This is a genomic window from Micrococcus sp. SL257, assembly GCF_026625585.1.
Classification (GTDB): Bacteria; Actinomycetota; Actinomycetes; order Actinomycetales; family Micrococcaceae; genus Micrococcus; species Micrococcus luteus.
In genome coordinates this window covers 42,729-67,333 of record NZ_CP113053.1, presented here as the reverse complement: position 1 = coordinate 67,333, position 24,605 = coordinate 42,729, and the positions used below count along the sequence as shown (strand labels likewise).

The window sequence follows — 24,605 nt, the reverse complement described above, 5'->3', positions numbered from 1 at the left end:
ATGCCCTCCTACCGCGCCCGCCTGCAGATCGGCGACCTCCTGCCCGGCCACCGGCCCGAAGAGGTCATGGACCTGGCCGAGGCCGCCGTCCAGGCCACGCACGTGCTCGCGGCCAAGGACATCGAGGTCGTCGCGCGCGTCCCGCGGATCGTGCTGCGCTTCACGGTGCCCGGCTCGCACCGGGCCGGCGAGGACGCCGAGGCCGCCGAGGTGGCGCGGCGGATGGCGGAGGCGGTGTCCGGCGTCGCCGTGACGGGCCGGCTGGACGTGCTCCGGCGCGACGGCGGCCGGTGGGTCCCGGTGCCCGCTGGGCTCGGGCGCTGAACGGGGCCGGGCTCAGGCGCCGGCCGGGTGCGGCCGGCGGGCGGCGTCGCGCTCGATCTGGCGGGCCCAGGAGCGGCGCACGGCCGCGGCGGTGACCAGCAGCAGCGCCCCGAAGGCGGCCGCGAGACCCACCCACACGCTCTGCTGCGCCCCGAGCGGGCTGGGCAGCAGGCGGGGCAGGGCGAGGCAGAGCAGGGTCCAGGCCATGCCCAGGGCCACACCCAGGCGGCCGCGCCCACCGAGCACCAGGCGCAGGGCCGCCAGCAGCAGGGCCACCAGCACCAGCAGGGCGAGCAGCTCGGTCGGGAACCAGTCGACGTGCACACCCCAGGCGTGGAGGGCGGCGCCCACCGCGGTGGGTGCGCCGGCGAGGAGGGTGCCCAGCAGCACGCCGAGCGCGCCGTCCTCGGCCACCCGTGCGACGCGGCGGGCCGCCGGGCGTGCGCCGAGCCGCCGGACCACGCCGAGCATGAGGACCAGGGCGAGCAGCCACGGGACGACGTCGAGGCCCCCGGGGGCCAGGACGGCCAGGGGGAACCACAGCGCCAGCGCCAGCAGGGTCCCCGCGACCGCGCCCCGGATGCGGCGGTGCCGCGGCGACGCGCCCTGGCCCCGCCCCCACTGCCGGAGCACGTACATCCCGGTCAGCAGCCACAGCACCGGCCAGATCGCCGGGTGCAGCGGGGACAGCCCGAACACGCTCGCGCCGGGGCCGTGTCGGCCGTCGGCGGTGAGCGGGTACGCGCCGGCATCGAGGGCGCCGAGCCCCGGGACGCGCCCGGCCAGACCGAGGCCCCACGCACCGGAGAGCACGAACAGCGCCCACACGACGGTCAGCAGCGCCTGGCCGCGTCGGTCCGCAGCGGTCGGTGAGCCGGCCGGCTCCTCGGGCGGGGCGGGGGTGTAGCCGGGGATCAGGGGCAGGGCGCCCGTGACCGGCCCCGCCGAGGAGTGGGCGATGGCCTCGGTCCGGACGGCCTGCGCCTTCGTGGACAGCCGCTGCCGGCGCCGCCACTCGGGCAGGGCCACTCGGGCCCGGGCGAAGAGCTCCTCATCGGTGAGCCGCTCCTCCGGGTCGGACAGCAGCGGCCGGTCGGCGGCGGCCGGGAAGACCTCGGGGCCCTCGAGCTCGCGCGCGGCCCGGGCCAGCGCGCGGGACTCCCGCTCCTCGTGCTCGCGGCGGCGGCGGGCGGCGTCCTCCGCCGCGCGGCGCTCGGCCTCCCGGGCTCGGTCCTCGAGGAGCCGGGCCTGGGCGAGGGCGCGTTCGGCGTGCAGCACGGTGTGGGCGCGGACGCGTGCGGCCTGGCGACGACGTCGCTCGGCCTCGAGGCGGGCGGCCTCCTCCGCCTCGCGACGGCGCCGCTCGGCCTCCTCGGCCCGACGGCGCCGCTCGGCCTCGACGCGTTCGGCCTCGAGGCGACGGCGTTCGGCCTCGGCCGCCTGCCGACGGCGCTCCGCCTCCGCCTCCGCCTCGAGCCGCAGCCGCTCCCGCTCGGCGAGCGCGGCCTCCTCGCGGGCCCGCCGCTCCGCCTGCACGCGGGCGCGCTCGGCGGCGACCTCCGCCTCCCGGCGGCGCCGTTCCTCCCGCTCCCGGCGGCGGGCCTCCGCCTCGGCGGCGGCACGGGCCTTCTCCTCGGCCGCCACCCGACGGCGCCGCTCGGCTTCACGCCGACGGCGCTGCTTCTCCTCCTCGCGGCGGCGACGGGCGGCCTCGGCGGCGCGCTCCCGGCCGGCTCGCAGGCGGGCCCGCCGGCGCTCCTCGGCCGCAGTGCGGCGGCGTGCGGCCTCCGCGGCCTTCTCCGGGTCCCGGCCCGGGGCGGGGAGGATGCGCTCGACCGTGCCGACGAGCGGGTCGGTGAAACGGGCGAGGTCCGGGCTGCCGAGGCGGTCCAGGATCTCGCTGAGGTCGCGGCGTGGACGCTGCTGGGCGGGAGCGCCCGGGGTGCGCAGACGGTCCATGGCGCGGTGCACGTCCGCGCGGCGGTCCTCGCGCACGCGGCGCTCGGCGGCGGTCTCGGGTCGGCCCGAGCGCAGGGCGCGCTCGTGACGGCGCAGATCGCGGCGGGAGATCTCCCCGGGCGCGGCCAGGGCGCGGCGAGGGCGCGCGGCGGGAGCACGCGTCGCGTCGTCGTCGGGACGGGGCGCCGAGGCGCCCCGGAGGCGCTCGAGGGCGGCGCGGGACTCGGAGGACGCGTCCTGCATGCTCACCCCTTCCGGCCCCGGCGACGGTGGGCCACGATCCCCGCGATCATCAACCCTGCAAGGGTACCGAACACCATGCCGACCACCGCGGACGCCCACCACGGCAGGCCGGTGGCCCGGCCGGTGATCCAGCCGAGCCCCACCATGGACGAGGACCACGCGAGCGAGCCCGCCCCGGACAGCCACAGGAACACGGGCCAGCGGATCCCGCCGATCCCCGCCGCCGCCATCGACGCCGTCCGTCCGCCCGAGACGAACCGCAGCACGGACAGCCCCGCCAGGCTGCCCGCCGGGCCCACCCGCACCAGCAGGGTCCGGATCCCCCGGTGGATCCGACGCCACCACGCCCAGCGGTCCAGGCGGTCGGCGAGGCCGTGGCGGAACAGCGCGTAGAGGCCGACGTCCCCGGCCCAGCAGCCCAGCCACGCCGCCAGCACCGCGGCCACGGGGGAGACCCGGCCCTCGGCCGCGAGCGCCCCCGAGCCGATGACCACCACCTCCGACGGGACGGGCGGGATCGGGGCGTCCAGGGCCACGAGCAGCGCGGTGAGCGGGTGGAACCACGCCCCGAGCGCGTCCAGCAGGCCGGCCGGGTCCCCGCCCGTCACCGCGGTCGCTCCTGCAGCTGTGCGGAGGAGGTGAACTCCCGCTCCTCGCCCGTCACCGGGTCCGTGAAGCGCAGCGACCGGGAGAGCAGCTGCAGGGGCCGTGTGACGTCGTCCGGGGCGAGGTCGAGCAGGTCCGGGTAGAACGGGTCGAACGCGATGCCCAGGCCCAGGGCGGCCAGGTGGATGCGCAGCTGGTGGGTGCGGCCCGTGCGCGGGGTGAGCCGCAGGTGCCCCACGCGCCGCCCCGCCAGCGTCCCGGCGGAGATGCCGACGCCCAGCAGCTCCACCCGGGACTCCGCGTTCGCCCCGGCGTGGGGCCGGTTCGCCCGCCGGGTCCGCACCGGCGCGCCCGCCCGGCGTCCCGAGGCGGCCGGCGGGATCTCCTCCACCACGGAGCGCAGGATCCCCTTGTCCTTGCGGATCCGGCTGCGCACGGTCAGCGGGAATCGCCCCAGGACGGGGTCGGCCGGGGCGCCGGGGCGGCGGGCGCCGTCGTCGGGCGCGTCCGGCAGGAGCGCCACGGCCTCGTAGGTCTTGGCCACGGCACGCCGCTCGAAGAGCAGGTGGTAGGCGCCGCGGGTGGCCGGGTTCGCGGAGAACATCACGACGCCGGCCGTCGCCCGGTCGAGCCGGTGCAGGGGCACGAGGTCGTCGAGGCCGAGCTCGTTGCGCAGCCGCACCAGCGCGGTCTCCTGGACGAAGCGGCCGCCCGGGGTGGTGGGCAGGAAGTGCGGCTTGTGGATGACCACGAGGTGCTCGTCGCGGTGCAGGAGCGTGTGCGTCACGGGCAGCGGGGCCTCGTCGGGGATGTCCCGGTAGTACCAGAGGTCCTCGTGGACGCCCAGCGGCGTCGTCGGCGTCAGTGCGGTGCCGTCCGCCGCCACGACCTCGCCGCGGGCGAAGCGCGCGCGGATGCCGTCCGGGTCCACGTGACCGAACCGGTGGAGCACGTAGTCCTGCGCGGTGGGCCAGCCGGAGGCGGGCAGGCGCAGGCGCGTGGCGTTGACGCCGTTGCGCGGGGGGAGGGGAGAGGGGACGGCCACGGGTCCATCCTCCCAGCCCGGCGCGGCTGCGTCCGACCGGCGCCGCTCAGTCCGACCGGCCGGGCCGGCCGGAGCCGGTGGTCTCGTCCTCGGCCGGGCCCCGGTGCTGCGGGGTGAGCACCACGACCTCCTCGGCCGGCGCGGCGCGCCCCGTCACCTCGCGCGCCGGGACTGCCCCGCCGACGTCGACCACCACGGTGTCCAGCACCGCGCCCGCGGGGACCTCGCAGTCGCCGAGCAGGAGGCTGCCGCGCACCGTGGCGCCGGCCGCCACGACCACCCCGGGGCCGACCACGCTGTCCGACACCTCGCCCTCGATCCGGCAGCCCGGGCTGAGCAGCGAGCCGGAGACGCGGGCGCCCGGGGCCACCCACGCCGGCGGCGCCTGGTGGGGGTTGGTGATCAGCGGCCAGCCCTCGGCGGCGACGTCCAGGCCGGTGCCGTCGAGGATCTCCCGGTGGGCGCGGACGTACGCGTCCAGGGTGCCGATGTCCCGCCAGTACCCGACGAGGCGGTGCTCCCGCACGCGTCCCCGCGCCACGAACGCCGGGATGATGCTCTCCCCGTAGTCGCCGAGGGAGGAGCCCACGGGGTCGCCGTCCTCATCGGTCTCGCCCTCGTCCTTGGTGGCCGCCTCGTCCTCGCCCGCCACGAGGTCGCCGACCACCTCGGAGAGCGCGGCGACGTCGAACACGAACACCTCGGTGGCCACGAGCGTGCCCGCCGGGTCCTCCGGCTTGTAGGCGTAGTCGGTCACGGCGCCGTCGTCGTCCACCCGCACGACGCCGAAGCGTGAGGGGTCCTCGTCCGTCTCGGTGGTGACCACGGTGAGCTCGGCGCCGGAGCGGGTGTGCTCGGCCAGCACGGGGCGCAGGTCCAGCTGGTACAGGTGATCGGCGGAGAGCACGACGACGGTCTCGGCGCCGAACTGCTCCAGCAGCGGCAGCTGCTGGGCGATCGCGTGGCCGTTGCCGCGGGCGAAGCCCTCCTCGGCGCGGCCCTGCGCGGGAGGCAGGAGCCGCAGGCCGTGGCGGGTGCCGTCGAGATCCCACGGCCGGCCGCCGGCCAGGTGCTGGTTGAGCGTGAAGGGGCGGTACTGCTCCACGACCCACACGTCCCGCAGGCGCGAGTGGGCCAGGTTGGACAGGACGACGTCGATCAGCCGGTACTGGCCCGCCAGCGGCACCATCGGCTTGGCGCGGGCCGCGGTGAGCGGCATGAGGCGGCCGCCGGTGCCGCCGGCCAGCACGAGCGCGACGACGGCGCCCTCTGGGTCCTTGGGGAACGGGTCGGCCATGACTTCTCCTCGGGTCGGGGCGGGTTCAGCGTAGGGAGCGGGGAGGACACGCGGCCACCGTTCGGGTGCGTCCGGCTCAGCGCTGGCAGTGCGGACACCACCACAGCCGCCGCGCGTCGTCCTCGGGGGAGCCGTAGTCCTCCTGGCGGACCGGGCCGCGGCAGCGCAGGCACGGGGCGCGGTCGTGCCCGTAGACCCAGTACGACGGCGCCCCGCCGCCGCGCGCGCCGGGCGTCCGGCCGGGTGCCGGACCGGCCGGGACCAGCACCTCGACCCCGAAGGGCCGCCCCGGGTTGGGACGCACGCCCGTGGTCCGGCGCCGGGCGCCCGCGGCGGGGGCGGCGGGCGGGACGTTGGCGCGCAGCAGGTCCCGGGCGAGCAGCACGAGTCCGGCGACGTCGTCGACCTCGCCGATCGGCCGGTGCGGGTCGATGCCGGCCAGCAGGAGGGTCTCGCAGCGGTAGATGTTGCCGATCCCGGAGACGAGCCGCTGGTCGAGCAGGGCCAGACCGACCGGCCGCTCGGGCCGGGCCGTGAGCCGCCGCACGCCCTCGGCGAGCAGCGCGGCGCCGTCGTCGGGCGTGTCCCAGGCCGGGTCCAGCAGGTCGGGGCCGAGGTGGCCGAGGACGGTGGCCTCGTCGGCGGTGGGCACGAGGGTGAGCAGGCCCAGCTGGGCGCCGAGCACGCGGTGCTCCGCCGTCTCCAGCACCGCCCGCACCTGCCAGGCGGGGGCGCCCCACCGCCCGTCGAGGGTCGAGACGAGCCAGCGCCCCTCCATCTTCAGGTGCGAGATCAGGGTGAGCGGCCGGGCCCCGGGGCGGGCCGCGGGCGGGGTCAGCCGCATCAGCAGGTACTTGGCGCGCGGCAGGACCTCGGCCACCGTCCAGCCGGTCAGGTCCGCGGTGGCGTGGCGGGGCACGCGCAGGTCCGCGTGCGTCAGGACCCGGCCCTCGAGCACGGGGCGGAGCCGGTGCGCGACGCGGACGAGGGAGTCGCCTTCAGGCACGGGCCGTCACCGGCTCAGGCCGCATTGAGCTGCCAGGTCACGCCGAAGCGGTCCCCGACCCACGCGAAGCGGCGGGAGAAGCCGTAGTCGTCGGGCGGCATGCAGTCACGGCCGCCGCCGGCGAGGAGCGCGTCGTGGACCGCGTCCACCGCGGTGGCGTCCGGCAGCTCGACGAACAGGCTGATGGCCGGGGTGAACGTGAACCCGTGCGGGGTGAAGGAGTCGAAGAACCGCAGCCGCTGGCCGGCGATCTCGAGCTCGCCGTGCAGGACCTTGCCCGCCCATTCGGCGCCGCGCGGGGAGGAGTCGTCGAAGAGGTCGCGGCGGACCTCGGTGACCGGCAGGTATTCCACGAACGCGGTGAGGTAGGCGTCCATGGCCGCGCCGGCGTCACCCTCGAACAGGAGGAACGGGGTGACGGAGGGGTCCGAGGGGTGCGGCAGGGCGTCCTCGAGGGCCTCGGGGGCCGGGGAGGTGCCCGTGGGGGCGGTGCCCCCGTCCTCGGGCGGGGCGGCGTCGATGCTCATGGGCCGAACCTACCCCCGGGACCCGCCTCCGCGACAGGGCCACCCCGGGCAACGCGGGTTGAGTTGTCGCGGGTGTTCGACGGCGGGACCCGTGACAACTCAACCCGCGTTGCGGACGGACAGACGGACACGAGTTCTCAGTTCCGGAACCGGATGCCCGACGGGCTTGAGTAGAACCCCGCGGCCAGCAGCGCCTCGGCCAGCGGCGTGCCGAGCACGGGCCCGCCGTTGACCTTCTCCAGGCTCAGCCGCTCGGTCCGGCCGGTCCGCAGCGCCCACACAAGCGCCTCCGCCGCGGCCCGCAGCTCGCCCGGATCCTCCGTGAACGCGAGCAGCGTGCGCCCGCCGCGCTCCATGTAGAGGGCCAGCCGCCCCGCGATCAGCACGACGACGGCGCCCGCCTTCCGGCCCGGGCGATGGCCCGTGGGCACGACGCCGTCCGGCCCGGCCGGCACGGACGGCCAGTCCAGCGCGGCGCCGTAGGGGTTCGCCGGATCCGTCGCGGCCAGGGCGAGGGCGAGCGGGGCGGCGTCGACGGCGGCGTCCTCCTCGTCCCGCTGGAACCCGCGCAGCCGATCCACGACGGCGCCGGTGGAGAACTGCGCGCCGCCCAGCCCGTCGACGAAGTGGCCGCGGCGCACCTGGCCCGCGTCCTCCATTCGGGTGAGCAGCCGGTACTGCCCCGCGAACCCGCCGGGGACCTCCTCGGCCACCACGGAGCCGCGCGTGATCACGCCGTACCGGTCCAGCAGCAGCTCGGCGGTGGCGTGGGCGCGGATCGTGGGGTCCTGCTCGGCGGCGGGCAGCAGGGACCAGCGGCCGGCCGAGCGGGCCTGCTCGGCGGCCGAGAGCCCGACGGTCCCCGCCGTGAGACCGGCCGAGCCCCGGGCGCCGCCCTCGGGCGAGGCGAGCCCCGCGTACCGGCCACGCCCGCGCACCCCGGCCAGCCGTCCGCCGAGCCCGCGCCCGGCCGCCGCCCCCGCGGCCCCGCCCGTCCGCGCGGTGCGGGCCCGCGGCGTCTGCCGCCCGGTGCGGTGCGCGGTCTTGCCGAGCGAGAGCAGGCCGCGGACGGGGGCGAACGTGTCGTTGCCGACCCGGCCGTCCCACACCAGGCCCCACAGCGCGCCCAGCACCGCGGGGCCGCGGGCCAGGTCGGCCGGGTCGCGGTGCGGGTCGGGCCCGCCCGCCCCGCCTGCGCCACCCGCGTCGCCGTCGTCGCCCGCCGCCTGCGCCGCCCGCACCCGCTCCACGAGCTGCGGGAAGAACCAGGCCCCACCGCCGGCGAGCACCTCCAGCACGGCCGCGCGCAGGGCGGCGTCGGCCGGCGTCGCCTCGGCGGGCTCGGGCAGGCGCAGCGTGAGGTCCACGGCGTCGGCGGGGTGCAGGGCCACCCAACCGTCGTTGCCGGCGGCCTCCCCGACGCCCGACCACACGTACTCGCCCGTGGCCAGCAGCTCGTCGAGCAGGGCGGGGGCGTAGTCCCGCACGCGGGCGGGCAGCACCAGGGACTCCCACGCGCTCGCGGGCAGGGGCGTGCCGGCCAGCTGGTCCAGGACGGTGGCCACCCCGTCCACGCCCTCGAGCGTGGCCGGCGGCCGCCAGGCCCCGTCGCGCCCCGTCCGCGGCCGCAGGTGCTGCCAGTCGGCGAGGAACCGGGCGTAGGCGGCCTGGTCCACCGGCTCGACCTCGGCGCGCAGCGCGGCGAGGGAGCGCATGCGGATCCGCCGCAGCACCTCGGCGTCGCACCACTCGGCGTCCAGGCCGGCGGCCCCGGGGGTGCCCTCCGGCCGGAACGCGCCCGTGCTCACGCGGCGCTCGGTGGCCAGACGCTGCAGCACCGAGAGCACGACGGCGCCGCCCAGTCCCAGCGCGGCCCCCGCCTCGGCGGCGGTGAAGGGGCCGTGGGTGCGGGCATAGCGGCCCACGAGGTCCCCGAGCGGGTCGTCGACCGGATCGAGGAATGCGGTGGGCACTCCGTGCGGGATCGGCGTGCCGAGCGCGTCCCGCAGGCGGGCGGCGTCCTCGACGGCGGCGAACCGCTCGACCCCGTCCTGGCGCAGGCGGAACGCGCGGCCGGCGCGCTCGAGCTCCGCCAGCATCCCGGCGACGGCGTCCTCGTCCGCGGCCTCCTCCGCCTCCCCCTCGGCCCGGGTGCGCCGCGCGGCCTCCGCCACGGACAGCGGCCCCAGCAGGCGCAGCAGGTCCGCCACGCCCTCGACCCCGCGGGCGCGCCGGTCGGGCGCGAGCCGCTGCAGCTGGGCCTCGACCTCCGCGATGACCCCGGCGTCCAGCAGCTCGCGCAGCTCCTCCGTGCCCAGCAGCTCGGACAGCAGTGCCGGGTCGAGGGAGAGCGCGGCGGCGCGGCGCTCGGCCAGCGGGGAGTCGCCCTCGTAGATGAACTGCGCGATGTAGCCGAACAGGATGGACTGGCTGAACGGGGAGGGCGCCGTCGTCGTGACCTCCACGAGCCGGACGGCCCGCGAGGCCACCCGCCCCGCGAGCTCCTTGAGCGCCGGGAGGTCGTAGACGTCCTGGAGCACCTCGCGCACGGTCTCCAGGATCACGGGGAACCGCGGGTGCTTCCGCGCCACGTCCAGCAGCTGCGCGGACCGCTGCCGCTGCTGCCACAGGGGGGTCCGCCGCCCGGGGTCACGGCGCGGCAGCAGCAGGGACCGGGCCGCGTTCTCCCGGAACCGGGCGGCGAACAGCGCGGACCCGCCGACCTCCGCCGTGACGATCTCGTCCAGCTCCTCGGCCGTGAACTCGAACAGCTCCGCGCCCGGCGGCTCCGCGTCCATCAGGGGGATGCGCAGCACGATCCCGTCGTCGGCCGCCATCGCCGCGCCCGAGCCGGTCTCCAGCCCGTACCGCTGCGCCAGCCGCGCCCCCACCGCGAGCGCCCACGGGGCGTGCACCGCCATGCCGTAGGGGGAGTGCAGCACCACGCGCCAGTCGCCGAGCTCGTCCGTGAACCGCTCCACCACGAGCGTCTGCTCGGTGGGCAGCACCCCGGTGGCCTCGCGCTGGTCCTTCAGGTAGGCCAGCAGGTTGTCCTGCGCCCACGGGTCCAGGCCCGCGGCGGCCAGGCGGGTGCGGCCGGCCTCGGGGTCCGCGTCCAGCTCGCGGCGGAAGCGCCCGACGGCGTCGCCCAGCTCCGCCGGCCGGCCCGCGGCGTCGCCCCGCCAGAACGGGAGCTTGCCGGGCTGCCCGTAGGCGGGCAGCACCAGGACGCGGTCCGCGGTGATGTCCACGATGCGCCAGCTCGTGGCGCCCAGCAGGATGACGTCCCCCACGCGGGACTCGTAGACCATCTCCTCGTCGAGCTCGCCGACCCGGCGCCCGCCGGAGCGGGCCGAGCCCGCGGACGCGGAGCCCGCCGACTCGGCCGTGTCCCCGGCCGCCGCGCCGCCGGGGGTGCCGTCCGCGCCGCCGTCGGAGGCCAGGAACACCCCGAACAGGCCGCGGTCCGGGATGGTGCCGCCCGAGGTGACCGCGAGGCGCTGGGCGCCGGGGCGGGCGGCGAGCGTGCCGTTCTCCCGGTCCCACAGGATGCGCGGGCGCAGCTCGGCGAACTCGTCCGAGGGGTAGCGGCCGGCCAGCAGGTCGAGCACGGACTCGTAGGCGGAGAACGGCAGCGTGGCGAACGGCGCGGACCGGCGCACGAGGTCGAACCACTCCTGCGCGTCCAGGTCCGCGACGGCGACGGCGGCCACGGTGTGCTGGGCGAGGATGTCCAGCGGGTTGGCGGGGATCCGCAGCGACTCGATGCGCCCGGCCGTCATGCGCTCGGCCACGACGGCGGTGTCCACGAGGTCGCCCCGGTGCTTGGGGAAGAACACGCCGCGGGAGACCTCACCCACCTGGTGGCCGGCGCGGCCCACGCGCTGCAGACCGGAGGCCACCGAGGGCGGCGACTCGACCTGGATCACCTGGTCCACCGCGCCCATGTCGATGCCCAGCTCGAGCGAGCTCGTGGCCACGACGCAGCGGATCTGGCCGGTCTTCAGGGCGTCCTCCACGATGGCGCGCTGCTCCTTGGACACGGAGCCGTGGTGGGCGCGGGCGAAGTCGGAGACGGTGCCCGATCCGGTGCCGGTCTGCCCGGCCACCTGGGCGGGTCCGTGGAAGCCGGTCGGGTCCGGTGTGCGGAAGCCGGGGACGGCGTCCGGGTGCTCGGCTGCGGCGGCCGCCTCGGCGCGGGCCTCCCAGATCTCGTTGAGGCGGCCGGTGAGGCGCTCGGCCAGGCGCCGGGAGTTGGCGAACACGAGTGTGGAGCGCCGCTCGGCCACCAGGTCCACGATCCGCTCCTCGACGTGCGGCCAGATGGACCCGCCCGTCACCGCGCCCTCGTCGCCGAGCCCGCCCGTCGAGGAGCCGGGGCCCAGGTCGTGGGCGGCGGCGGGGGAGGAGAGGTCCGTCAGGTCCGGCACCGGCACCGTGACCGTCAGGTCCCAGCGCTTGGCCGAGGCGGGCCGCACCACCGTCACCGGCTGCGTGCCGCCGAGGAACCGGGCCACCTCGGCGGCCGGCTCGACCGTGGCGGACAGGCCGATCCGCTGCACCGGCGTGTCCAGCAGGGTGTCCAGGCGTTCGAGGGAGACGGCCAGGTGGGCGCCGCGTTTGGTCCCGGCCACGGCGTGCACCTCGTCCACGATCACCGTGCGGACCCCGGCCAGCGCCGCGCGGGCCTGCGAGGTGAGCATGAGGTACAGCGACTCGGGCGTGGTGATGAGGATGTCCGGCGGATCCTGCTGCAGGCGCCGTCGCTCGGCCGCCGGGGTGTCTCCGGAGCGCACACCCACCCGGACGCGCGGCACGGGCCTGCCCTGGTGTGCGGCGGTCTGTGTGATGCCCACCAGCGGGGCCCGCAGGTTCCGCTCCACGTCCACGCCGAGCGCCTTCAGCGGCGAGACGTAGAGGACGCGGGTGGCCGCCGTCCCCTCGGCGGCGGGCTCGCGCACGAACGAGTCGAGCGCCCAGAGGAAGGAGGAGAGGGTCTTGCCTGAGCCGGTCGGCGCGATCACCAGTGCGTGCCGCCCGGAGGAGATCGCGTCCCACGCGCCGAGCTGGGCCGGCGTCGGGGCCTCGAACGCGCCCGTGAACCAGGCGCGCGTGGGCTCGGTGAACCGGCCCAGGACGACGTCGGCCGCGGGCGTGGCCGTGCCCGCTGCGGTCTCCGCGGGCCCGCTCATGCGTGGTGGTACGGTCGGCCGGCGGAGATCTCCTGGGCTCGGTAGACCTGCTCCGCCAGGATCAGCCGCACGAGCTGGTGCGGAAAGACGAGCGGGGACAGGGACCAGACGCGGTCCGCGCGGGCGTGGACCCGGGCGTCCACCCCGTACGCGCCTCCGATCACCATCGTCACCGGGGCGCCGACGTCGAACCGGCTCTGCAGGTGCCGCGCCAGACCCGGCGAGTCGAACGCCGTCCCCCGCTCGTCCAGCAGGATCAGGTGCTCGTCCGCGCCGACCGCGCCCAGGATCCGGTCCGACTCCTCCGTGCGCGCCGCCTCCTCCTGCCGCGCGGAGTGCGGCAGCAGACGCCACGAGAGGTCGTAGGGCTTCTTGAGGCGCCGCTCGTAGCGGTCGATCCCGTCGACGACCCACGCCTCATGCTTCTTGCCGATGGCCAGCACCCGAACAGACATGGCCCCATGATCGCACCGGCCGCGGACACGGTACGGGGGTCGGCCCCCGCCGCTCGGTTACGCTCGCCGGGGCGGGGTGCCTGGCTCCGCACCGGAAGGGGGCCCATGACGTCGACCGCACGGTCCCCGCGGGTGTCCCGCCGCGCCGCGCTCGGCCTCGGGGTCGGCGCCCTCGCGGTGGGCGGGGTGGCCGTCGTCACCGACCTGGCCGGCGCGCCCGCCGGGCCGCTGGGCGCCAACGCGACGGCCCTGTACGGCATGCGCAGCTCCACCGGGCACACGTACGCGGCCCTGCCCGGGCGCGCCGGACGCATCGACGTGTACCGGCCGCCGGGCCAGGGCCCGTTCCCGGTCCTCGTGTGGAACGCGGGCTCCGGCTGGCGCAGCGATCGCGGCTACAGCGACGGTGTCGACGTCGCCCGCGGCCTGGTCCCGCACGGCTACGCCGTCGCCGCGTTCTCGGTGCGCAGCTCCAAGCAGGGCACGTTCCCCGCCCAGGTGGAGGACGCGACGGCGGCGGTCCGCTGGGTGCGGCGCAACGCCCCGGGCCTGCAGCTGGACGCGGGGCGGGTGGCCGTGGCCGGCTCGTCGTCGGGCGGTTGGAACGCCCTCATGGCCGGCCTCACGGGCGGACAGGACCTGGACCGGGAGCAGGTGCCGCCGCCCGGCCGGGAGGTGCCCGACGGCGGCCACGCGGTCCCGGAGGAGGACCGCGTCCACGCGATCGTGGACTTCTTCGGGCCCACGGACTTCCTGACGATGAACCGCCAGATGCTCCCGGGCGCGTGCGCGGACTACAACCGCGCGAACCGGCTGGAGCACTGTCACCTCGACGACCGCAGCACCAAGTCGGACATGCTGGGGGTGCCGGTCCTGGCCTCGGGCGGCCTGACCCGGCTGGCCTCCCCGATCGCGCACGTGCGCTCGGACTCGCCGCCCCTGCTGGTCGTCCACGGGCGCAAGGACGTCACGGTGCCGTGGGGGCAGAGCCTCGAGCTGTACCGGGCCGCGGAGGCCGCCGGACTGCGCACCGCGTTCTACTCGGTGGCCGAGGGCGGCCACGACCTGGGCATGATGACCGCGAAGACCCGCAGCGCGGAGGTGCTTCGCAACGGTGTGCCGGCCAGCGCCGTGCACGCCACCATCTCGTGGTCCGCGGTGGCCTCGTTCCTGGACGCCGTCCTGCCGCGCTGAGCCGGCGGCCGGACCCGCCCCGGCATGGCGAAAGCCCGGGAGCACGAGGCTCCCGGGCTACACATCTGGCGGTGACGGTGGGATTTGAACCCACGGTACGGGGTTACCGTACACAGCATTTCGAGTGCTGCACCTTCGGCCGCTCGGACACGTCACCAGACCAGGACACCCTACCCGAGCCGCGGCGGCGCGCCCAAACCGGCCGCCCGCCGTCGTCGGGCGCGGGCGCGTTCAGCCGCGCTGTGCCGCGAAGAACTCCCGCAGCAGCGCCGCGCTCTCCTCGGCGCGGACGCCGGCGCGGACCTGCACCTGGTGGTTGAAGCGGGGGTCGCGGACCACGTCCAGCACCGAGCCGCACGCGCCCGCCTTCGGGTCCCATGCCCCGAACACGACGCGCGGGATGCGGGCCAGCAGCAGCGCACCGGCGCACATGGGGCAGGGCTCCAGGGTCACCACGAGGGTGCAGTCCGTCAGGCGCCAGCCGTCGCCCGCCCCGGCGGCGGCCCGCAGCTCCGCCCCGCGGCGCAGCGCGAGGACCTCGGCGTGGGCGGTGGGGTCGTGGTGCTGCTCGCGCTCGTTCCCGACGACGGCCAGGACGGCCCCGTCGCCGGCCACGAGGGCGGCTCCGATCGGCACGTCGCCGGCCGCTCCGGCCACGCGGGCGGCCCGGAGTGCCAGGCCCATCCACGCGTGCTCCTGCTCGGCCGTGGGCGCGGGGGAGGGGACGGGGGCGGACACGCGGCCAGCCTAGCTGTTGTGGGGCATGAGGTTCTTGACATGGGTGCCGGGCTGAGATGAGACGAGCGGACCTCTCCCGCAGGATGGAAGTTCCTCAACAACCCACCTGCCAGAAGAGACCCGCTCATGACTCACGCTAACGCACCCCTGACCCCCACTGGCCGTCTCAGGATGGTCCAACGCCACCTGCACGACGGGATCCCGCAGGCACACGTGGCAGCCGAGTTCCGGGTGAGCCGGCCCACGGTGGCCACCTGGGTGGCCCGCTACCGCGCCCAGGGAGAAGCCGGCCTTCAGGACCTGCCCAGCCGGCCGCACCGTTCACCTGCCCAGCTCGATCCGGTCTTGGTCGCCCAGATCCACGCCCTGCGGCGGGAGCGCAAGTGGTCCGCACGGCGCATCCATCACCACCTCGTCTCCGAGGGCCACCGGGTGTGTCTTCGTACCGTGGGACGGTGGCTGCACCGGGCCGGGATCTCCCGCCTACGGGACCTGACCCCGGCCGGAGAAGACCTGCGCCAACGACCCCAGAAGATCACCGCGAGAGGGCCGGGGCACATGGTGCACCTGGATGTGAAGAAGATCGGGAAGATCCCAGACGGGGGCGGCTGGCGCACCCACGGACGTGAAAGTGAAGCAGGCCGTGCTTCCAAGCGCGGGCCTGGCCGGCGGGTCGGCTACACCTACCTGCACTCGGCGATCGACGGGTTCACCCGCCTGGCGTACACCGAGGCGTTGGAGGACGAGCGGGCGGCCACGACCGTGAGCTTCTACTGCCGGGCGAGGGCGTTCTTCGCCGCCCACGGCATCACCGTGGACCGGGTGATCACGGACAACGGAAACAACTACCGGGCCGTGGACTTCACCGCGAAGGTGGTCTCGCTCGGAGGCCGGCACCACCGGATCCGCCCCTACACCCCGCGCCATAACGGGAAGGTGGAGAGGTACAACCGGCTGATGGTCGATGAGGTCCTCTACGCCCGCCCGTACTCCTCAGAGCAAGCTCGGCGTGAGGCCCTGACGGTGTGGGTGAACCACTACAACTACCATCGGCCTCATACCTCCTGCGGAGACGCTCCTCCGGCCTCACTGGCACCGACCCGAGTCAACAACGTCATGCCCTCCTACACCTAGCGGCGGTGTCGGCGCCCCCGCGGGCGCGGGGACGGGCGCAGGGGCGCGCGTGGGCGGTACCGTGGGCGCCATGCGCGTCCACATCGTCGACCACCCGCTCGTGGCCCACAAGCTCAGCGTCCTGCGGGACAAGAAGACCCCGTCCATGATCTTCCGGCAGCTCACGGAGGAGCTCGTGATGCTGCTCGCCTACGAGGCGACGCGCGACGTGGCCATGGAGGAGGTGCGGATCGAGACCCCGGTGACCGAGACCACCGGCTTCCGGCTGGCCCGGCCGCGTCCGCTGGTCGTGCCGATCCTGCGCGCGGGGCTCGGGATGCTGGAGGGGATGACCAAGATGGCGCCGTCCGCCGAGGTCGGGTTCCTCGGCATGGCCCGCAATGAGGAGACGCTGGACATCGTCACCTACGCGGAGCGGCTGCCGGCCGACCTGTCCGGGCGTCACGTGTTCGTCCTGGACCCCATGCTGGCCACGGGAGGCACGCTGATCGAGGCCATCCGCTTCCTCTACCAGCGCGGCGCGGCGCGGGTCACGTGCCTCTGCCTGCTCGGAGCGCCCGAGGGCATCGAGCGGCTGGAGGCCTCGCTGGGCGACGTCGAGGTGGACCTGTACCTGGCCGCCGTCGACGAGCGCCTGGACGAGCGGTCCTACATCGTCCCCGGCCTCGGCGACGCCGGCGACCGGCTCTACGGTCTGGCGGAATGACCTGATCGGACCTCCGCGTCCGCCACGAGACGACCACGGCCCCCGCCCCCACCCGGCGGGGGCCGTGGTCGTCTCACGGGAGCGTCTCCGGCGGGGACGTCAAGCGGGGCCGCCAATGTGTCGTCCATCTAGTGGACGTCACGACCCGCTGTGACCCGTCATCATGGCGTCACATGGAAAACCTGGCAGTCTCCTGCATAAATATTCCGCATACTCATTGGTCCTGCGGCGCGCTCCCACCTGTTGAACAATGAGAGAGTCACGCGGGCGAGCCGAGCGACGGCGCGACGCTATTCCGATCCGCGAATAGTGATGTTGAGCACATTCAGGACTCTTCTTCTCAAATAATGAGACAAAAGTGCGAACGTTACTTGCCAGTCCCCTCGGTGAAGTCACATTCTTGTCATGTGACGCCTCGTCCGCCGCACCGACCGAGCGGTGGAGGGGCCATGAGCCGAAAGAGGAGTGGTGGCCATGGGTCAGTCCGCCGGATACGTGCACATCTCCGTCCGCAACGCGCAGCGCCGGGCCGACGGCATGTCCCGCCGAGGCCAGGCCCGCGCAGGCCTGCGCCTGGCCGGTGGCACCGACGCCCCCGACTCCCAGACGGCGCCGACGCCGGTCCTGGCGCCGAACGGCATCCCGGGTCCCCAGGCGGTGGCCCGGGAGAACGAGGCCCGTGGGTTCGTCATCTACGTGGGCATGGACGAGCTGGCCGCCTCGGCCGCCGGCACCTCCCTCACGCGGCTGGCCAATGAGCTGCGCCACTACGTGGAGTCCCTCGTCCCCGGGGCGGAGTCGCACGCCGCCGTCGCCCTGGCCCCCGCCGGCGCGGAGGGCCGCGACATCGAGGTCGTGCGCCAGGTGCTCGGCGACCCGACCGTGCAGGGCGGCACCCGTCCCGACCTGGCGCAGGCGCCGGCCCCCGTGTCCACGCGCCAGCCCGGTGTGCTGATCGATCTGTCCCGGCGCGAGGTGCAGCTGGACGGTGAGTCGCTGAACCTCACCTTCAAGGAGTTCGAGCTCCTGAACTACCTCGTGGAGAACGGCGAGCGCACCGTCGGCCGCGAGGAGTTGCTCGACGCCCTGTGGCGCAACGCCGACGAGGTGCCCAACGAGCGCACCATCGACGTGCACATCCGCCGCCTGCGCGCCAAGCTCGGCCGCCTCGCGAACACCGTGCGCACCGTGCGCGGCCAGGGCTACCGCTTCTACCGCCACCCCGAGGTGGTCGTGTGGGCGGCGCCGGAGTACAGCATCTGACCCGCGCCCGCCCGTGTCCGACGACGGCCCCCGCTCACCCGAGCGGGGGCCGTCGCCGTAGCCTGGCCGCATGAGCACCGCCGACGCGAAGACCCTGATCGTCCTCCGGCACGCCAAGGCCGGCTGGCCCGACGCGGCCGACGACCATGCCCGCCCGCTCGCCGAGCGAGGCCACGCCCAGGCGCCCGCCGCCGGCGACTGGCTCCGCGAGCACGACCTCGTCCCGGACGCCGTCGTGTGCTCCGATGCGCTGCGCACCCGTCAGACGTGCGTGTGGGTGTGCGAGCGCCTGGGCGAGCTGGCACCCACGCCCTACCTGGACCCGCGGCTCTACGGCGCCGACGCGGCGCGGGCCCTGGCCGTCGTCAACGAGACGGAGGAGACCACGCGACGGCTGCTGGTGGTGGGCCACATGCCGTGGGTGCAGGAGCTGGGCATGCGGCTGATGAGCCTGGACTCGGACCAGGACGCGGCGCTGCGCATGAGCGAGCACTACCCGACGCTCGGGATGCAGGTGTTCCGGGTGGAGAAGCCGTGGGCCGAGCTCGACGGCCGCGACGCCGCCCTGACGCACTTCGTGGTTCCGGGGCGCTGACCTCCGCGGCGGCGCGCGTGGCAGAGGCGCGCCGACATGACGAAGGCCCCGCTCCAGCAGGAGCGGGGCCTTCCGATCGTGCGCCCAAAGGGATTCGAACCCCTGACCTTCTGTTCCGTAGACAGACGCTCTATCCAGCTGAGCTATGGGCGCATCACCCGATCCGCCGGAGCGGCTCGAACTCGTAGAACACTACAGGACCTCTCCGGCGAAGTGCAAATCGACGGTCTGCGGCGGTCTGTGTCGGGGGTGTGGCGCAGGCGCGGCCATGATAGCCGGGCTCAGGTACCATGGCAGGACCGTGCGGCCACAACGATGTGGTGCGCGCTTCGGCGGTGCACGCATCGGAGTGGACGGGACGGAACGGCCCCGGACCCCAATGGGAGGACTCTCCACCATGGCTGACAACGCCACCACCTCGTTCGCGGATCGCGCCCTGGCGGACGCGCCCACGGACTACGCCCAGCTGCGCGAGTGGGTCGCTCAGATCGCTGAGCTGACGCAGCCGGACTCCGTCCAGTGGGTCGACGGCTCCGAGGAGGAGCGCGACCGCCTCGCGGACGAGCTCGTGGCGGCGGGTACCCTGACCCGCCTGGCCGAGGACAAGTTCCCCAACTCCTTCGCCGCGTTCTCCGACCCCGCCGACGTCGCCCGCGTGGAGGACCGCACCTTCATCTGCTCCGAGAAGGAAGAGGACGCCGGCTTCACCAACAACTGGATGGACCCGGCGAAGATGCACGGCATCCTCGACGACGCGTTCACCGGCGCCATGCGCGGCCGCACCATGTACGTGATCCCGTTCGTGATGGGCCACCTCGACGCCGAGGACCCGAAGTACGGCGTGGAGATCACCGACTCCGCCTACGTGGTCCTGTCGATGCGCATCATGGCCCGCATCGGCCAGGACGTGCTGGACAAGATGTCCCGCGAGCAGGCCTTCTACGTGCCGGCCGTGCACTCCGTGGGCGCCCCGCTGGAGCCGGGCGAGCAGGACGTGCCGTGGCCGTGCAACGAGACCAAGTGGATCGTGCACTTCCCCGAGGAGCGCTCCATCTGGTCCTTCGGCTCCGGCTACGGCGGCAATGCCCTGCTCGGCAAGAAGTGCTACGCGCTGCGCATCGCCTCCGTGATGGCCCGGGACGAGGCCTGGCTCGCCGAGCACATGCTGATCCTCAAGCTGACCAACCCCGAGGGCCGGTCCTACCACATCACCGGCGCCTTCCCGTCGGCCTGCGGCAAGACCAACCTCGCCCTCATCGACCCCACGATCGAGGGCTGGAAGGCCGAGACCCTGGGCGACGACATCACCTGGATCCGCGCCGGCAAGGACGGCGAGTTCCGCGTGATCAACCCGGAGACCGGCTACTTCGGCGTCGCCCCCGGCACCGGCTGGTCCACCAACCCGAACGCCATGCGCGCGATCTCCAAGGGCAACTCCATCTTCACCAACGTCGCCCTCACCGACGACGGCGGCGTGTGGTGGGAGGGCATGACGGACGAGGCCCCCGAGCACCTCACCGACTGGCGCGGCAACGACTGGACGCCCGAGTCCGGCACCCCGGCCGCCCACCCGAACTCCCGGTTCTGCACGCCCATCGAGCAGACGGACATGCTGGCCGACGAGTACCGCGACCCGCGGGGCGTGAAGCTGGACGCCATCCTGTTCGGCGGCCGCCGCAAGACCACCGTGCCGCTGGTGACCGAGGCCTTCGACTGGGAGGACGGCATCCTCAAGGGCGCCACCCTCTCCTCCGAGACCACCGCGGCCGCCGCCGGCGCCGTGGGCGTCGTGCGTCGCGACCCGATGGCCATGCTGCCGTTCCTCGGCTACGACGCCGGCGACTACCTGGCCCACTGGGTCAGGGAGTCCGGCAAGGCCGACCCGGAGAAGCTGCCGCGCATCTACCTGGTCAACTGGTTCCGCCGCAACCGCGACGGCGGCTTCGCCTGGCCCGGCTTCGGTGAGAACTCCCGCGTCCTGAAGTGGGTCGTGGAGCGCCTGGAGGGCAAGGCCGAGGCCGTGGAGACCCCGATCGGCCTCGTGCCGGCCGCGGGCTCGCTCGACCTGTCCGGCCTCGAGGTGTCGGCCGAGGACCTCGAGGACGCCCTCAGGGTCGACGCCGCGGAATGGGCCGAGGAGAACGAGCTCATCGAGGAGTGGCTCGGCCGGTTCGGCGAGTCCCTGCCGCAGGCCATCCGCGACCGCTTCGAGGCGCAGAAGCAGCGCTTCGCGCAGGCCTGAGCCCCGCCGCACGCGGAACGGCCCGCACCCCGTGAGGGGTGCGGGCCGTTCCGCGTTCCGGGGCCGGATCAGGCGGCGAGCCAGAGGTCCGGGCCGAAGATCTCGTAGCGGATGGACGTCGCGGGCACGCCGGCGTCGATCAGCTTCGAGCGGGTGGACTGCATGAACGCGAGCGGGCCGCACAGGATGTAGTGCCCGTCGCGGGGCAGTTCGACGTCGTCGAAGTGCATCACACCCTCGACGGTCGTGACGCCCTCGGGGTCCTGCTCCGGCCGCACCCCGAGGAAGAGGCGGGCGTCGCCGTGCGGCAACGCCGCCAGGGACTCCGTCACCTGTTCGCGCAGGGCCACCGCCTCCCAGGACGCGTCGCCGTGGAGGAGGAGGACCTGGCGGTCCGAGCCCTGCTGGGCGAGGGTGTCCAGGATCGCGGCGGCCGGGGTGATGCCGATGCCGGCGGTCGCCAGGACCAGGGGAGCGGTGGAGTCCTCGTCCTCGAGGGTGATGTCGCCGTAGGGGTTGGACAGCTCGATGACGTCGCCGACCTCCACGTTCTGGATGAGCATGGGCGAGACCTCGCCGCCCTCGTCCAGCTTCACGGTGATGACGCGCTCGGTGGTGGACTCGGCCTTCTCGGAGAGGGAGTACTGGCGGCACTGGCGCAGGCCGTCCTCTACCTTCAGGCGCACGGACACGTAGCCGCCGGCCCTGCCGCGGGACTGCGGGGTGTCGTCGGCCGGCTCGAAGCGGAAGGTGACGGCCGCGTTGCCGGTGGGCTCCTTCGCGACGACCCTCCAGTCCGTCCACATCCTGTCGTTGGCCCGCTGGGAGTAGAGGCCCTTCTCGATCTTGATGAGGGCGTCGGCCATGAGCCAGTAGACCTCGGTCCAGGCGTCGGCCACCGCGGGGGTGACGGCGTCGCCGAGCACCTCGCCGATGGCCCAGAAGAGGTTCTCGTAGACGATCGGGTACTGCTCCTCGACGATGCCGAGGGCGGTGTGCTTGTGGGCGATGCGGGACAGGACGGCCTCGGGCAGGGTGCCCGGGTTCTCGAGCAGGTGCACCGCGAACTTCACGATCGAGCCGGCGAGGGCCTGGGCCTGCTCGCCGTTGCGCTGGTTGGCGCGGGAGAAGACGCCGTCGAGGAGCTCGGGGTGGGCCTCGAACATGTGGGCGTAGAACAGGGGCGTGATCTCCGGCATGTGCTCGGCGACGACGGCGGCGGTGGCCTCGATGACGGGGCGGGACTTCTCGGACAGCACGGGGGTCTCCGTCTCCTCGGTGGCGAATCTTGCGCTGGTTTTGCCAGATTACACCCGGCCGTCGCCGTCGGGAACTCGCCCCCGGCCCGTTCCCTCAGTGCGCCACGGGGATCTCCGGCAGGCCCAGCAGCACGGGCCCGCCGACAGGCCCGGCGCTCACCAGATCCCGGATCTGCACGGTGTCGAGCTCGGCGAGGAAGGCCTCGCGTGCGCGGTGCAGGGCGCCGCGCAGGCGGCAGTCGCCGGCGTAGGGGCACGCCACCCCGGAGTCGCGCCCGGTGCAGTCGATCACCTCGTCGCGGCTGCTCAGCGAGCGCACGAGCTCGCCCACACGCTGGTCCAGACCGGCCGCGGCAATCATGGCCCCGCCGTGCCGACCGCGCAGCACCTCGATGGTCCCGCGGCGACGCAGCTCGGCGACCGCCTTGATCACGTGGTTGTAGGGCACCTGGATCCGGTCCGCGATCTGCTGGCTGGTGAGCCGTTCCCCCTCGGCCGCCGCGAGCGTCATCAGCACGCGCAGGCAGACGTCGGTGTAGGCGCTCAGCTTCATCCCGCCATCATCCCACCGGTGCACGGCGCCGCCGCGCCTGCGGTGTCCGGGCCGGTTGGCATACTGACGCCATGGACGCCACCTCGCACCCCGACGCCGGCCCCCGCCTCCCCGAGACCTCCGCGCCGGGGGGCGACGCCGCGCTGCACGAGGAGGCCCTGGCCGTCCTGCGTCGGCTCGTGGACCGGCCGGACGCGCGATTCAAGGACGGGCAGTTCGAGGCGATCGAGGCGCTCGTGGCCCACCGCCGCCGCGCCCTGGTGGTGCAGCGCACCGGCTGGGGCAAGTCCGCCGTGTACTTCGTGGCCTCCCTGCTGCTGCGCGCCCGCGGCGCGGGGCCCACGCTGATCGTCTCCCCGCTGCTCGCGCTCATGCGGGACCAGGTCGCGGCCGCGGCCCGGGCGGGCGTGCGCGCGGTGTCCGTGAGCTCGGCGAACGCCACGGAGTGGGACGAGGTCCGGGCCCGGCTCGCGGCGGACGAGGTGGACGTGCTGCTGATCTCGCCCGAGCGCCTCACGAACCCCCGGTTCCGGGACGAGCAGCTGCCGGACCTCGTGGCGCGCATGGGCCTGCTCGTGGTGGACGAGGCCCACTGCATCTCCGACTGGGGCCACGACTTCCGGCCGGACTACCGCCGCATCCGGGACCTGATCGGGCTGCTTCCCGCCGAGGGGCCGCGCGCGGTGCCCGTGCTGGCCACCACCGCCACGGCCAACGCCCGTGTGGTGGCGGATGTGGTGGAGCAGCTCGGCGTTGCCTCCGAGCAGGATGTGTTCGTGCTCCGCGGCCCCCTGGCCCGCGCCTCGCTGCGCCTGGGCGTGCTGCACCTGCCCAGCCCGGCCGCGCGCCTGGCCTGGCTCCTCGACCACCTCGGGGACCTGCCGGGCTCCGGGATCGTCTACGCCCTCACCGTCTCCGCCGCCGAGGACACGGCGCGCGCCCTGCGCGAGGCGGGGCACGAGGTGGTCGCCTACACGGGCCGCACAGACCCGGAGCGTCGCGCCGAGATCGAGGAGGACCTCAAGGCCAACCGGGTGAAGGCCGTCGTGGCCACCTCGGCGCTCGGCATGGGCTTCGACAAGCCGGATCTGACGTTCGTGGTGCACCTCGGTGCGCCGGGCTCGCCCGTGGCGTACTACCAGCAGGTCGGCCGCGCCGGCCGTGGGACGGACCACGCGGACGTGCTCCTGCTGCCCGGGCCCGAGGACCGTCGCATCTGGGAGTACTTCGCCACCGCCTCCATGCCGGACGAGGAGCAGGCGCGCGCCGTGCTGGGGGCGCTCGCGGACCACGGCGGGGCCCTCTCCGTGGCGGCGCTCGAGCCGGACGTGCGGATCAAGCGCACCTCCCTGGAGCTGCTGCTCAAGGTCCTCGCCGTGGACGGGGCGGTCGAGCGGGTGGGCGGCGGCTGGCGCGCCACCGGGCGGGAGTGGACGTACGACGCCGAGCGGTACGCCCGCGTGGCCGAGGCCCGCCGGGCCGAGGAGCGGCTCATGCTCGACTACCAGACCACGGACCGGTGCCGCATGGAGTTCCTGGCCCGCACCCTGGACGACCCCACCGCCGCGCCGTGCGGCCGCTGCGACGTCTGCGCCGGCCCCTGGTACCCCACGGGATCGGACGGGGCGGCGCGTGAGCGCGCGGAGGCCGCCCTGCGCCGCACCGGTGTGCCGATCGAGCCCCGTCGCATGTGGCCCTCGGGCATGGACCGGCTGGGCGTGCCCGTCAAGGGGCGCATCGCGCCCGAGTCGCAGGCCGAGGAGGGTCGCGCGCTCGCCCGCCTGACGGACCTCGGGTGGGGCACCGTCCTGCGGGACCTGCTGGACCGGGAGGACGCCCCGGTGCCGGAGGAGGTCCTGCGGGGCGCCGTCGACGTCCTGGCCGGCTGGGGGTGGCGGACGCGGCCGATCGCCGTCGTCGCGATGCCCTCGCGCACCCGCCCGCAGCTGGTGGGGTCGTTCGCCGAGGGGATCGCCCGGATCGGCCGGCTGCCGTTCCTCGGCTCGCTCGAGCACGCGCGCGGCGGTCCCACGGCCGGGCCGGGCGGCAACAGCGCCTACCGGCTCGGGTCCGTGTACGGCCGGTTCGCCGTCCCCGAGGCGATGGCGCAGATGCTGCGCACCGCCCCGGACGCCGGCCGCCACGGCCCCGTGCTGCTGGTCGACGACCTCGTCGACTCGCGGTGGTCGCTCGCCGAGGCTGCGCGGGTGCTGCGCGAGGCCGGCGCGCAGGGGGTGCTGCCGCTCGTCCTCGCCCAGGCCGGATGA

At 75.0% G+C, this 24,605-nt stretch carries 19 protein-coding genes and 2 tRNA genes; 8 read left to right on the top strand and 13 right to left on the bottom strand.

The genetic code is table 11. The annotated features are described in order from the left end of the window. The gene (locus OVA32_RS00280) at positions 1 to 324 is read left to right on the top strand and encodes a hypothetical protein (RefSeq protein ID WP_036339857.1); all 324 of its coding nucleotides are present in this window, start codon (positions 1 to 3) and stop codon (positions 322 to 324) included. Between the two features lie 12 nt (positions 325 to 336). Here the strand turns inward: OVA32_RS00280 and OVA32_RS00275 are convergent, their stop codons facing one another. The 8 genes from OVA32_RS00275 to OVA32_RS00240 form a co-directional block, all read right to left on the bottom strand. Then, on the bottom strand, positions 337 to 2,526 hold the full coding sequence (locus OVA32_RS00275) for a hypothetical protein (protein WP_267714627.1): 2,190 nt from the start codon (positions 2,524 to 2,526) through the stop codon (positions 337 to 339). 2 nt (positions 2,527 to 2,528) lie between these two features. Continuing rightward, a complete protein-coding gene (locus tag OVA32_RS00270) occupies positions 2,529 to 3,134 on the bottom strand; it encodes a DedA family protein (protein ID WP_134376983.1) in 606 nt (201 codons plus the stop codon). Further along, positions 3,131 to 4,177 carry a pseudouridine synthase gene (locus tag OVA32_RS00265; protein ID WP_134376982.1) on the bottom strand — a complete coding sequence of 349 codons (1,047 nt, stop codon included), beginning with the start codon at positions 4,175 to 4,177 and terminating at the stop codon, positions 3,131 to 3,133. The genes OVA32_RS00270 and OVA32_RS00265 overlap by 4 nt, the downstream gene beginning before the upstream one ends. 46 nt (positions 4,178 to 4,223) lie before the next feature. Continuing rightward, the gene (locus OVA32_RS00260) at positions 4,224 to 5,474 is read right to left on the bottom strand and encodes a glucose-1-phosphate adenylyltransferase family protein (RefSeq protein WP_134376981.1); all 1,251 of its coding nucleotides are present in this window, start codon (positions 5,472 to 5,474) and stop codon (positions 4,224 to 4,226) included. Positions 5,475 to 5,550: 76 nt separating this feature from the next. Then, a complete protein-coding gene (locus tag OVA32_RS00255; protein ID WP_134376980.1) occupies positions 5,551 to 6,480 on the bottom strand; it encodes a DNA-formamidopyrimidine glycosylase family protein in 930 nt (309 codons plus the stop codon). Between the two features lie 14 nt (positions 6,481 to 6,494). Next, positions 6,495 to 7,007, bottom strand: a complete 513-nt coding sequence (locus OVA32_RS00250; RefSeq protein WP_101967254.1) for a VOC family protein — start codon at positions 7,005 to 7,007, stop codon at positions 6,495 to 6,497. 137 nt (positions 7,008 to 7,144) lie between these two features. Next, positions 7,145 to 12,199 carry an ATP-dependent helicase gene (locus tag OVA32_RS00245; protein ID WP_134376979.1) on the bottom strand — a complete coding sequence of 1,685 codons (5,055 nt, stop codon included), beginning with the start codon at positions 12,197 to 12,199 and terminating at the stop codon, positions 7,145 to 7,147. Beyond that, positions 12,196 to 12,654, bottom strand: coding sequence for a 23S rRNA (pseudouridine(1915)-N(3))-methyltransferase RlmH (locus OVA32_RS00240; protein WP_174232859.1), 459 nt, complete (start codon positions 12,652 to 12,654; stop codon positions 12,196 to 12,198). Before OVA32_RS00240 ends, OVA32_RS00245 begins: the two co-directional genes overlap by 4 nt. Before the next feature lie 105 nt (positions 12,655 to 12,759). Between OVA32_RS00240 and OVA32_RS00235 the strand changes: the two genes are divergently transcribed. Beyond that, positions 12,760 to 13,848 carry an alpha/beta hydrolase gene (locus OVA32_RS00235; protein ID WP_060973721.1) on the top strand — a complete coding sequence of 363 codons (1,089 nt, stop codon included), beginning with the start codon at positions 12,760 to 12,762 and terminating at the stop codon, positions 13,846 to 13,848. Positions 13,849 to 13,914: 66 nt separating this feature from the next. Here OVA32_RS00235 and OVA32_RS00230 read toward each other — a convergent pair. Both OVA32_RS00230 and tadA read right to left on the bottom strand, forming a co-directional pair. Continuing rightward, positions 13,915 to 14,005 (bottom strand) — tRNA-Ser (locus OVA32_RS00230). 74 nt (positions 14,006 to 14,079) lie between these two features. Continuing rightward, positions 14,080 to 14,586, bottom strand: a complete 507-nt coding sequence (gene tadA, locus OVA32_RS00225; RefSeq protein WP_063189914.1) for a tRNA adenosine(34) deaminase TadA — start codon at positions 14,584 to 14,586, stop codon at positions 14,080 to 14,082. Between the two features lie 126 nt (positions 14,587 to 14,712). Here tadA and OVA32_RS00220 point away from each other — a divergent pair, with 126 nt between their 5' ends. The 4 genes from OVA32_RS00220 (at position 14,713) to OVA32_RS00205 (ending at position 18,284) form a co-directional block, all read left to right on the top strand. Beyond that, positions 14,713 to 15,720, top strand: a complete 1,008-nt coding sequence (locus tag OVA32_RS00220; protein ID WP_135019828.1) for an IS481 family transposase — start codon at positions 14,713 to 14,715, stop codon at positions 15,718 to 15,720. A gap of 70 nt (positions 15,721 to 15,790) precedes the next feature. Further along, the gene (gene upp, locus OVA32_RS00215) at positions 15,791 to 16,426 is read left to right on the top strand and encodes a uracil phosphoribosyltransferase (RefSeq protein WP_010079486.1); all 636 of its coding nucleotides are present in this window, start codon (positions 15,791 to 15,793) and stop codon (positions 16,424 to 16,426) included. A gap of 474 nt (positions 16,427 to 16,900) precedes the next feature. Further along, the gene (locus OVA32_RS00210; protein ID WP_036316068.1) at positions 16,901 to 17,689 is read left to right on the top strand and encodes a winged helix-turn-helix domain-containing protein; all 789 of its coding nucleotides are present in this window, start codon (positions 16,901 to 16,903) and stop codon (positions 17,687 to 17,689) included. Positions 17,690 to 17,759: 70 nt separating this feature from the next. After that, positions 17,760 to 18,284: a SixA phosphatase family protein gene (locus tag OVA32_RS00205; protein ID WP_002854135.1), complete on the top strand. Its 525-nt coding sequence runs from the start codon at positions 17,760 to 17,762 to the stop codon at positions 18,282 to 18,284. Positions 18,285 to 18,363: 79 nt separating this feature from the next. Here the strand turns inward: OVA32_RS00205 and OVA32_RS00200 are convergent. Further along, positions 18,364 to 18,437 (bottom strand) — tRNA-Arg (locus tag OVA32_RS00200). A 244-nt stretch (positions 18,438 to 18,681) separates the two neighbouring features. On the opposite strand from OVA32_RS00200, the gene OVA32_RS00195 reads away from it, so the two are divergent. Continuing rightward, positions 18,682 to 20,526, top strand: coding sequence for a phosphoenolpyruvate carboxykinase (GTP) (locus OVA32_RS00195; protein WP_134376978.1), 1,845 nt, complete (start codon positions 18,682 to 18,684; stop codon positions 20,524 to 20,526). A gap of 68 nt (positions 20,527 to 20,594) precedes the next feature. Here the strand turns inward: OVA32_RS00195 and OVA32_RS00190 are convergent, their stop codons facing one another. Next, complete coding sequence (locus OVA32_RS00190; RefSeq protein ID WP_060973569.1) at positions 20,595 to 21,785, bottom strand: globin domain-containing protein; 1,191 nt, start codon at positions 21,783 to 21,785, stop codon at positions 20,595 to 20,597. A gap of 94 nt (positions 21,786 to 21,879) precedes the next feature. Then, positions 21,880 to 22,338, bottom strand: a complete 459-nt coding sequence (locus OVA32_RS00185) for an RrF2 family transcriptional regulator (protein WP_060973570.1) — start codon at positions 22,336 to 22,338, stop codon at positions 21,880 to 21,882. Positions 22,339 to 22,409: 71 nt separating this feature from the next. Here OVA32_RS00185 and OVA32_RS00180 point away from each other — a divergent pair, with 71 nt between their 5' ends. Beyond that, on the top strand, positions 22,410 to 24,605 hold the full coding sequence (locus tag OVA32_RS00180; RefSeq protein ID WP_060973571.1) for a RecQ family ATP-dependent DNA helicase: 2,196 nt from the start codon (positions 22,410 to 22,412) through the stop codon (positions 24,603 to 24,605).

Coding starts and splice junctions, on each gene's coding strand:
- OVA32_RS00260 (WP_134376981.1), bottom strand. CDS start 5,474: ATGGCCGACCCGTTCCCCAAGGACCCAGAGGGCGCCGTCGTCGCGCTC.
- OVA32_RS00235 (WP_060973721.1), top strand. CDS start 12,760: ATGACGTCGACCGCACGGTCCCCGCGGGTGTCCCGCCGCGCCGCGCTC.
- OVA32_RS00240 (WP_174232859.1), bottom strand. CDS start 12,654: ATGTCTGTTCGGGTGCTGGCCATCGGCAAGAAGCATGAGGCGTGGGTC.
- OVA32_RS00220 (WP_135019828.1), top strand. CDS start 14,713: ATGACTCACGCTAACGCACCCCTGACCCCCACTGGCCGTCTCAGGATG.
- OVA32_RS00185 (WP_060973570.1), bottom strand. CDS start 22,338: ATGAAGCTGAGCGCCTACACCGACGTCTGCCTGCGCGTGCTGATGACG.
- OVA32_RS00280 (WP_036339857.1), top strand. CDS start 1: ATGCCCTCCTACCGCGCCCGCCTGCAGATCGGCGACCTCCTGCCCGGC.
- OVA32_RS00250 (WP_101967254.1), bottom strand. CDS start 7,007: ATGAGCATCGACGCCGCCCCGCCCGAGGACGGGGGCACCGCCCCCACG.
- OVA32_RS00275 (WP_267714627.1), bottom strand. CDS start 2,526: ATGCAGGACGCGTCCTCCGAGTCCCGCGCCGCCCTCGAGCGCCTCCGG.
- upp (WP_010079486.1), top strand. CDS start 15,791: ATGCGCGTCCACATCGTCGACCACCCGCTCGTGGCCCACAAGCTCAGC.
- OVA32_RS00180 (WP_060973571.1), top strand. CDS start 22,410: ATGGACGCCACCTCGCACCCCGACGCCGGCCCCCGCCTCCCCGAGACC.
- OVA32_RS00245 (WP_134376979.1), bottom strand. CDS start 12,199: ATGAGCGGGCCCGCGGAGACCGCAGCGGGCACGGCCACGCCCGCGGCC.
- OVA32_RS00210 (WP_036316068.1), top strand. CDS start 16,901: ATGGGTCAGTCCGCCGGATACGTGCACATCTCCGTCCGCAACGCGCAG.
- OVA32_RS00205 (WP_002854135.1), top strand. CDS start 17,760: ATGAGCACCGCCGACGCGAAGACCCTGATCGTCCTCCGGCACGCCAAG.
- OVA32_RS00195 (WP_134376978.1), top strand. CDS start 18,682: ATGGCTGACAACGCCACCACCTCGTTCGCGGATCGCGCCCTGGCGGAC.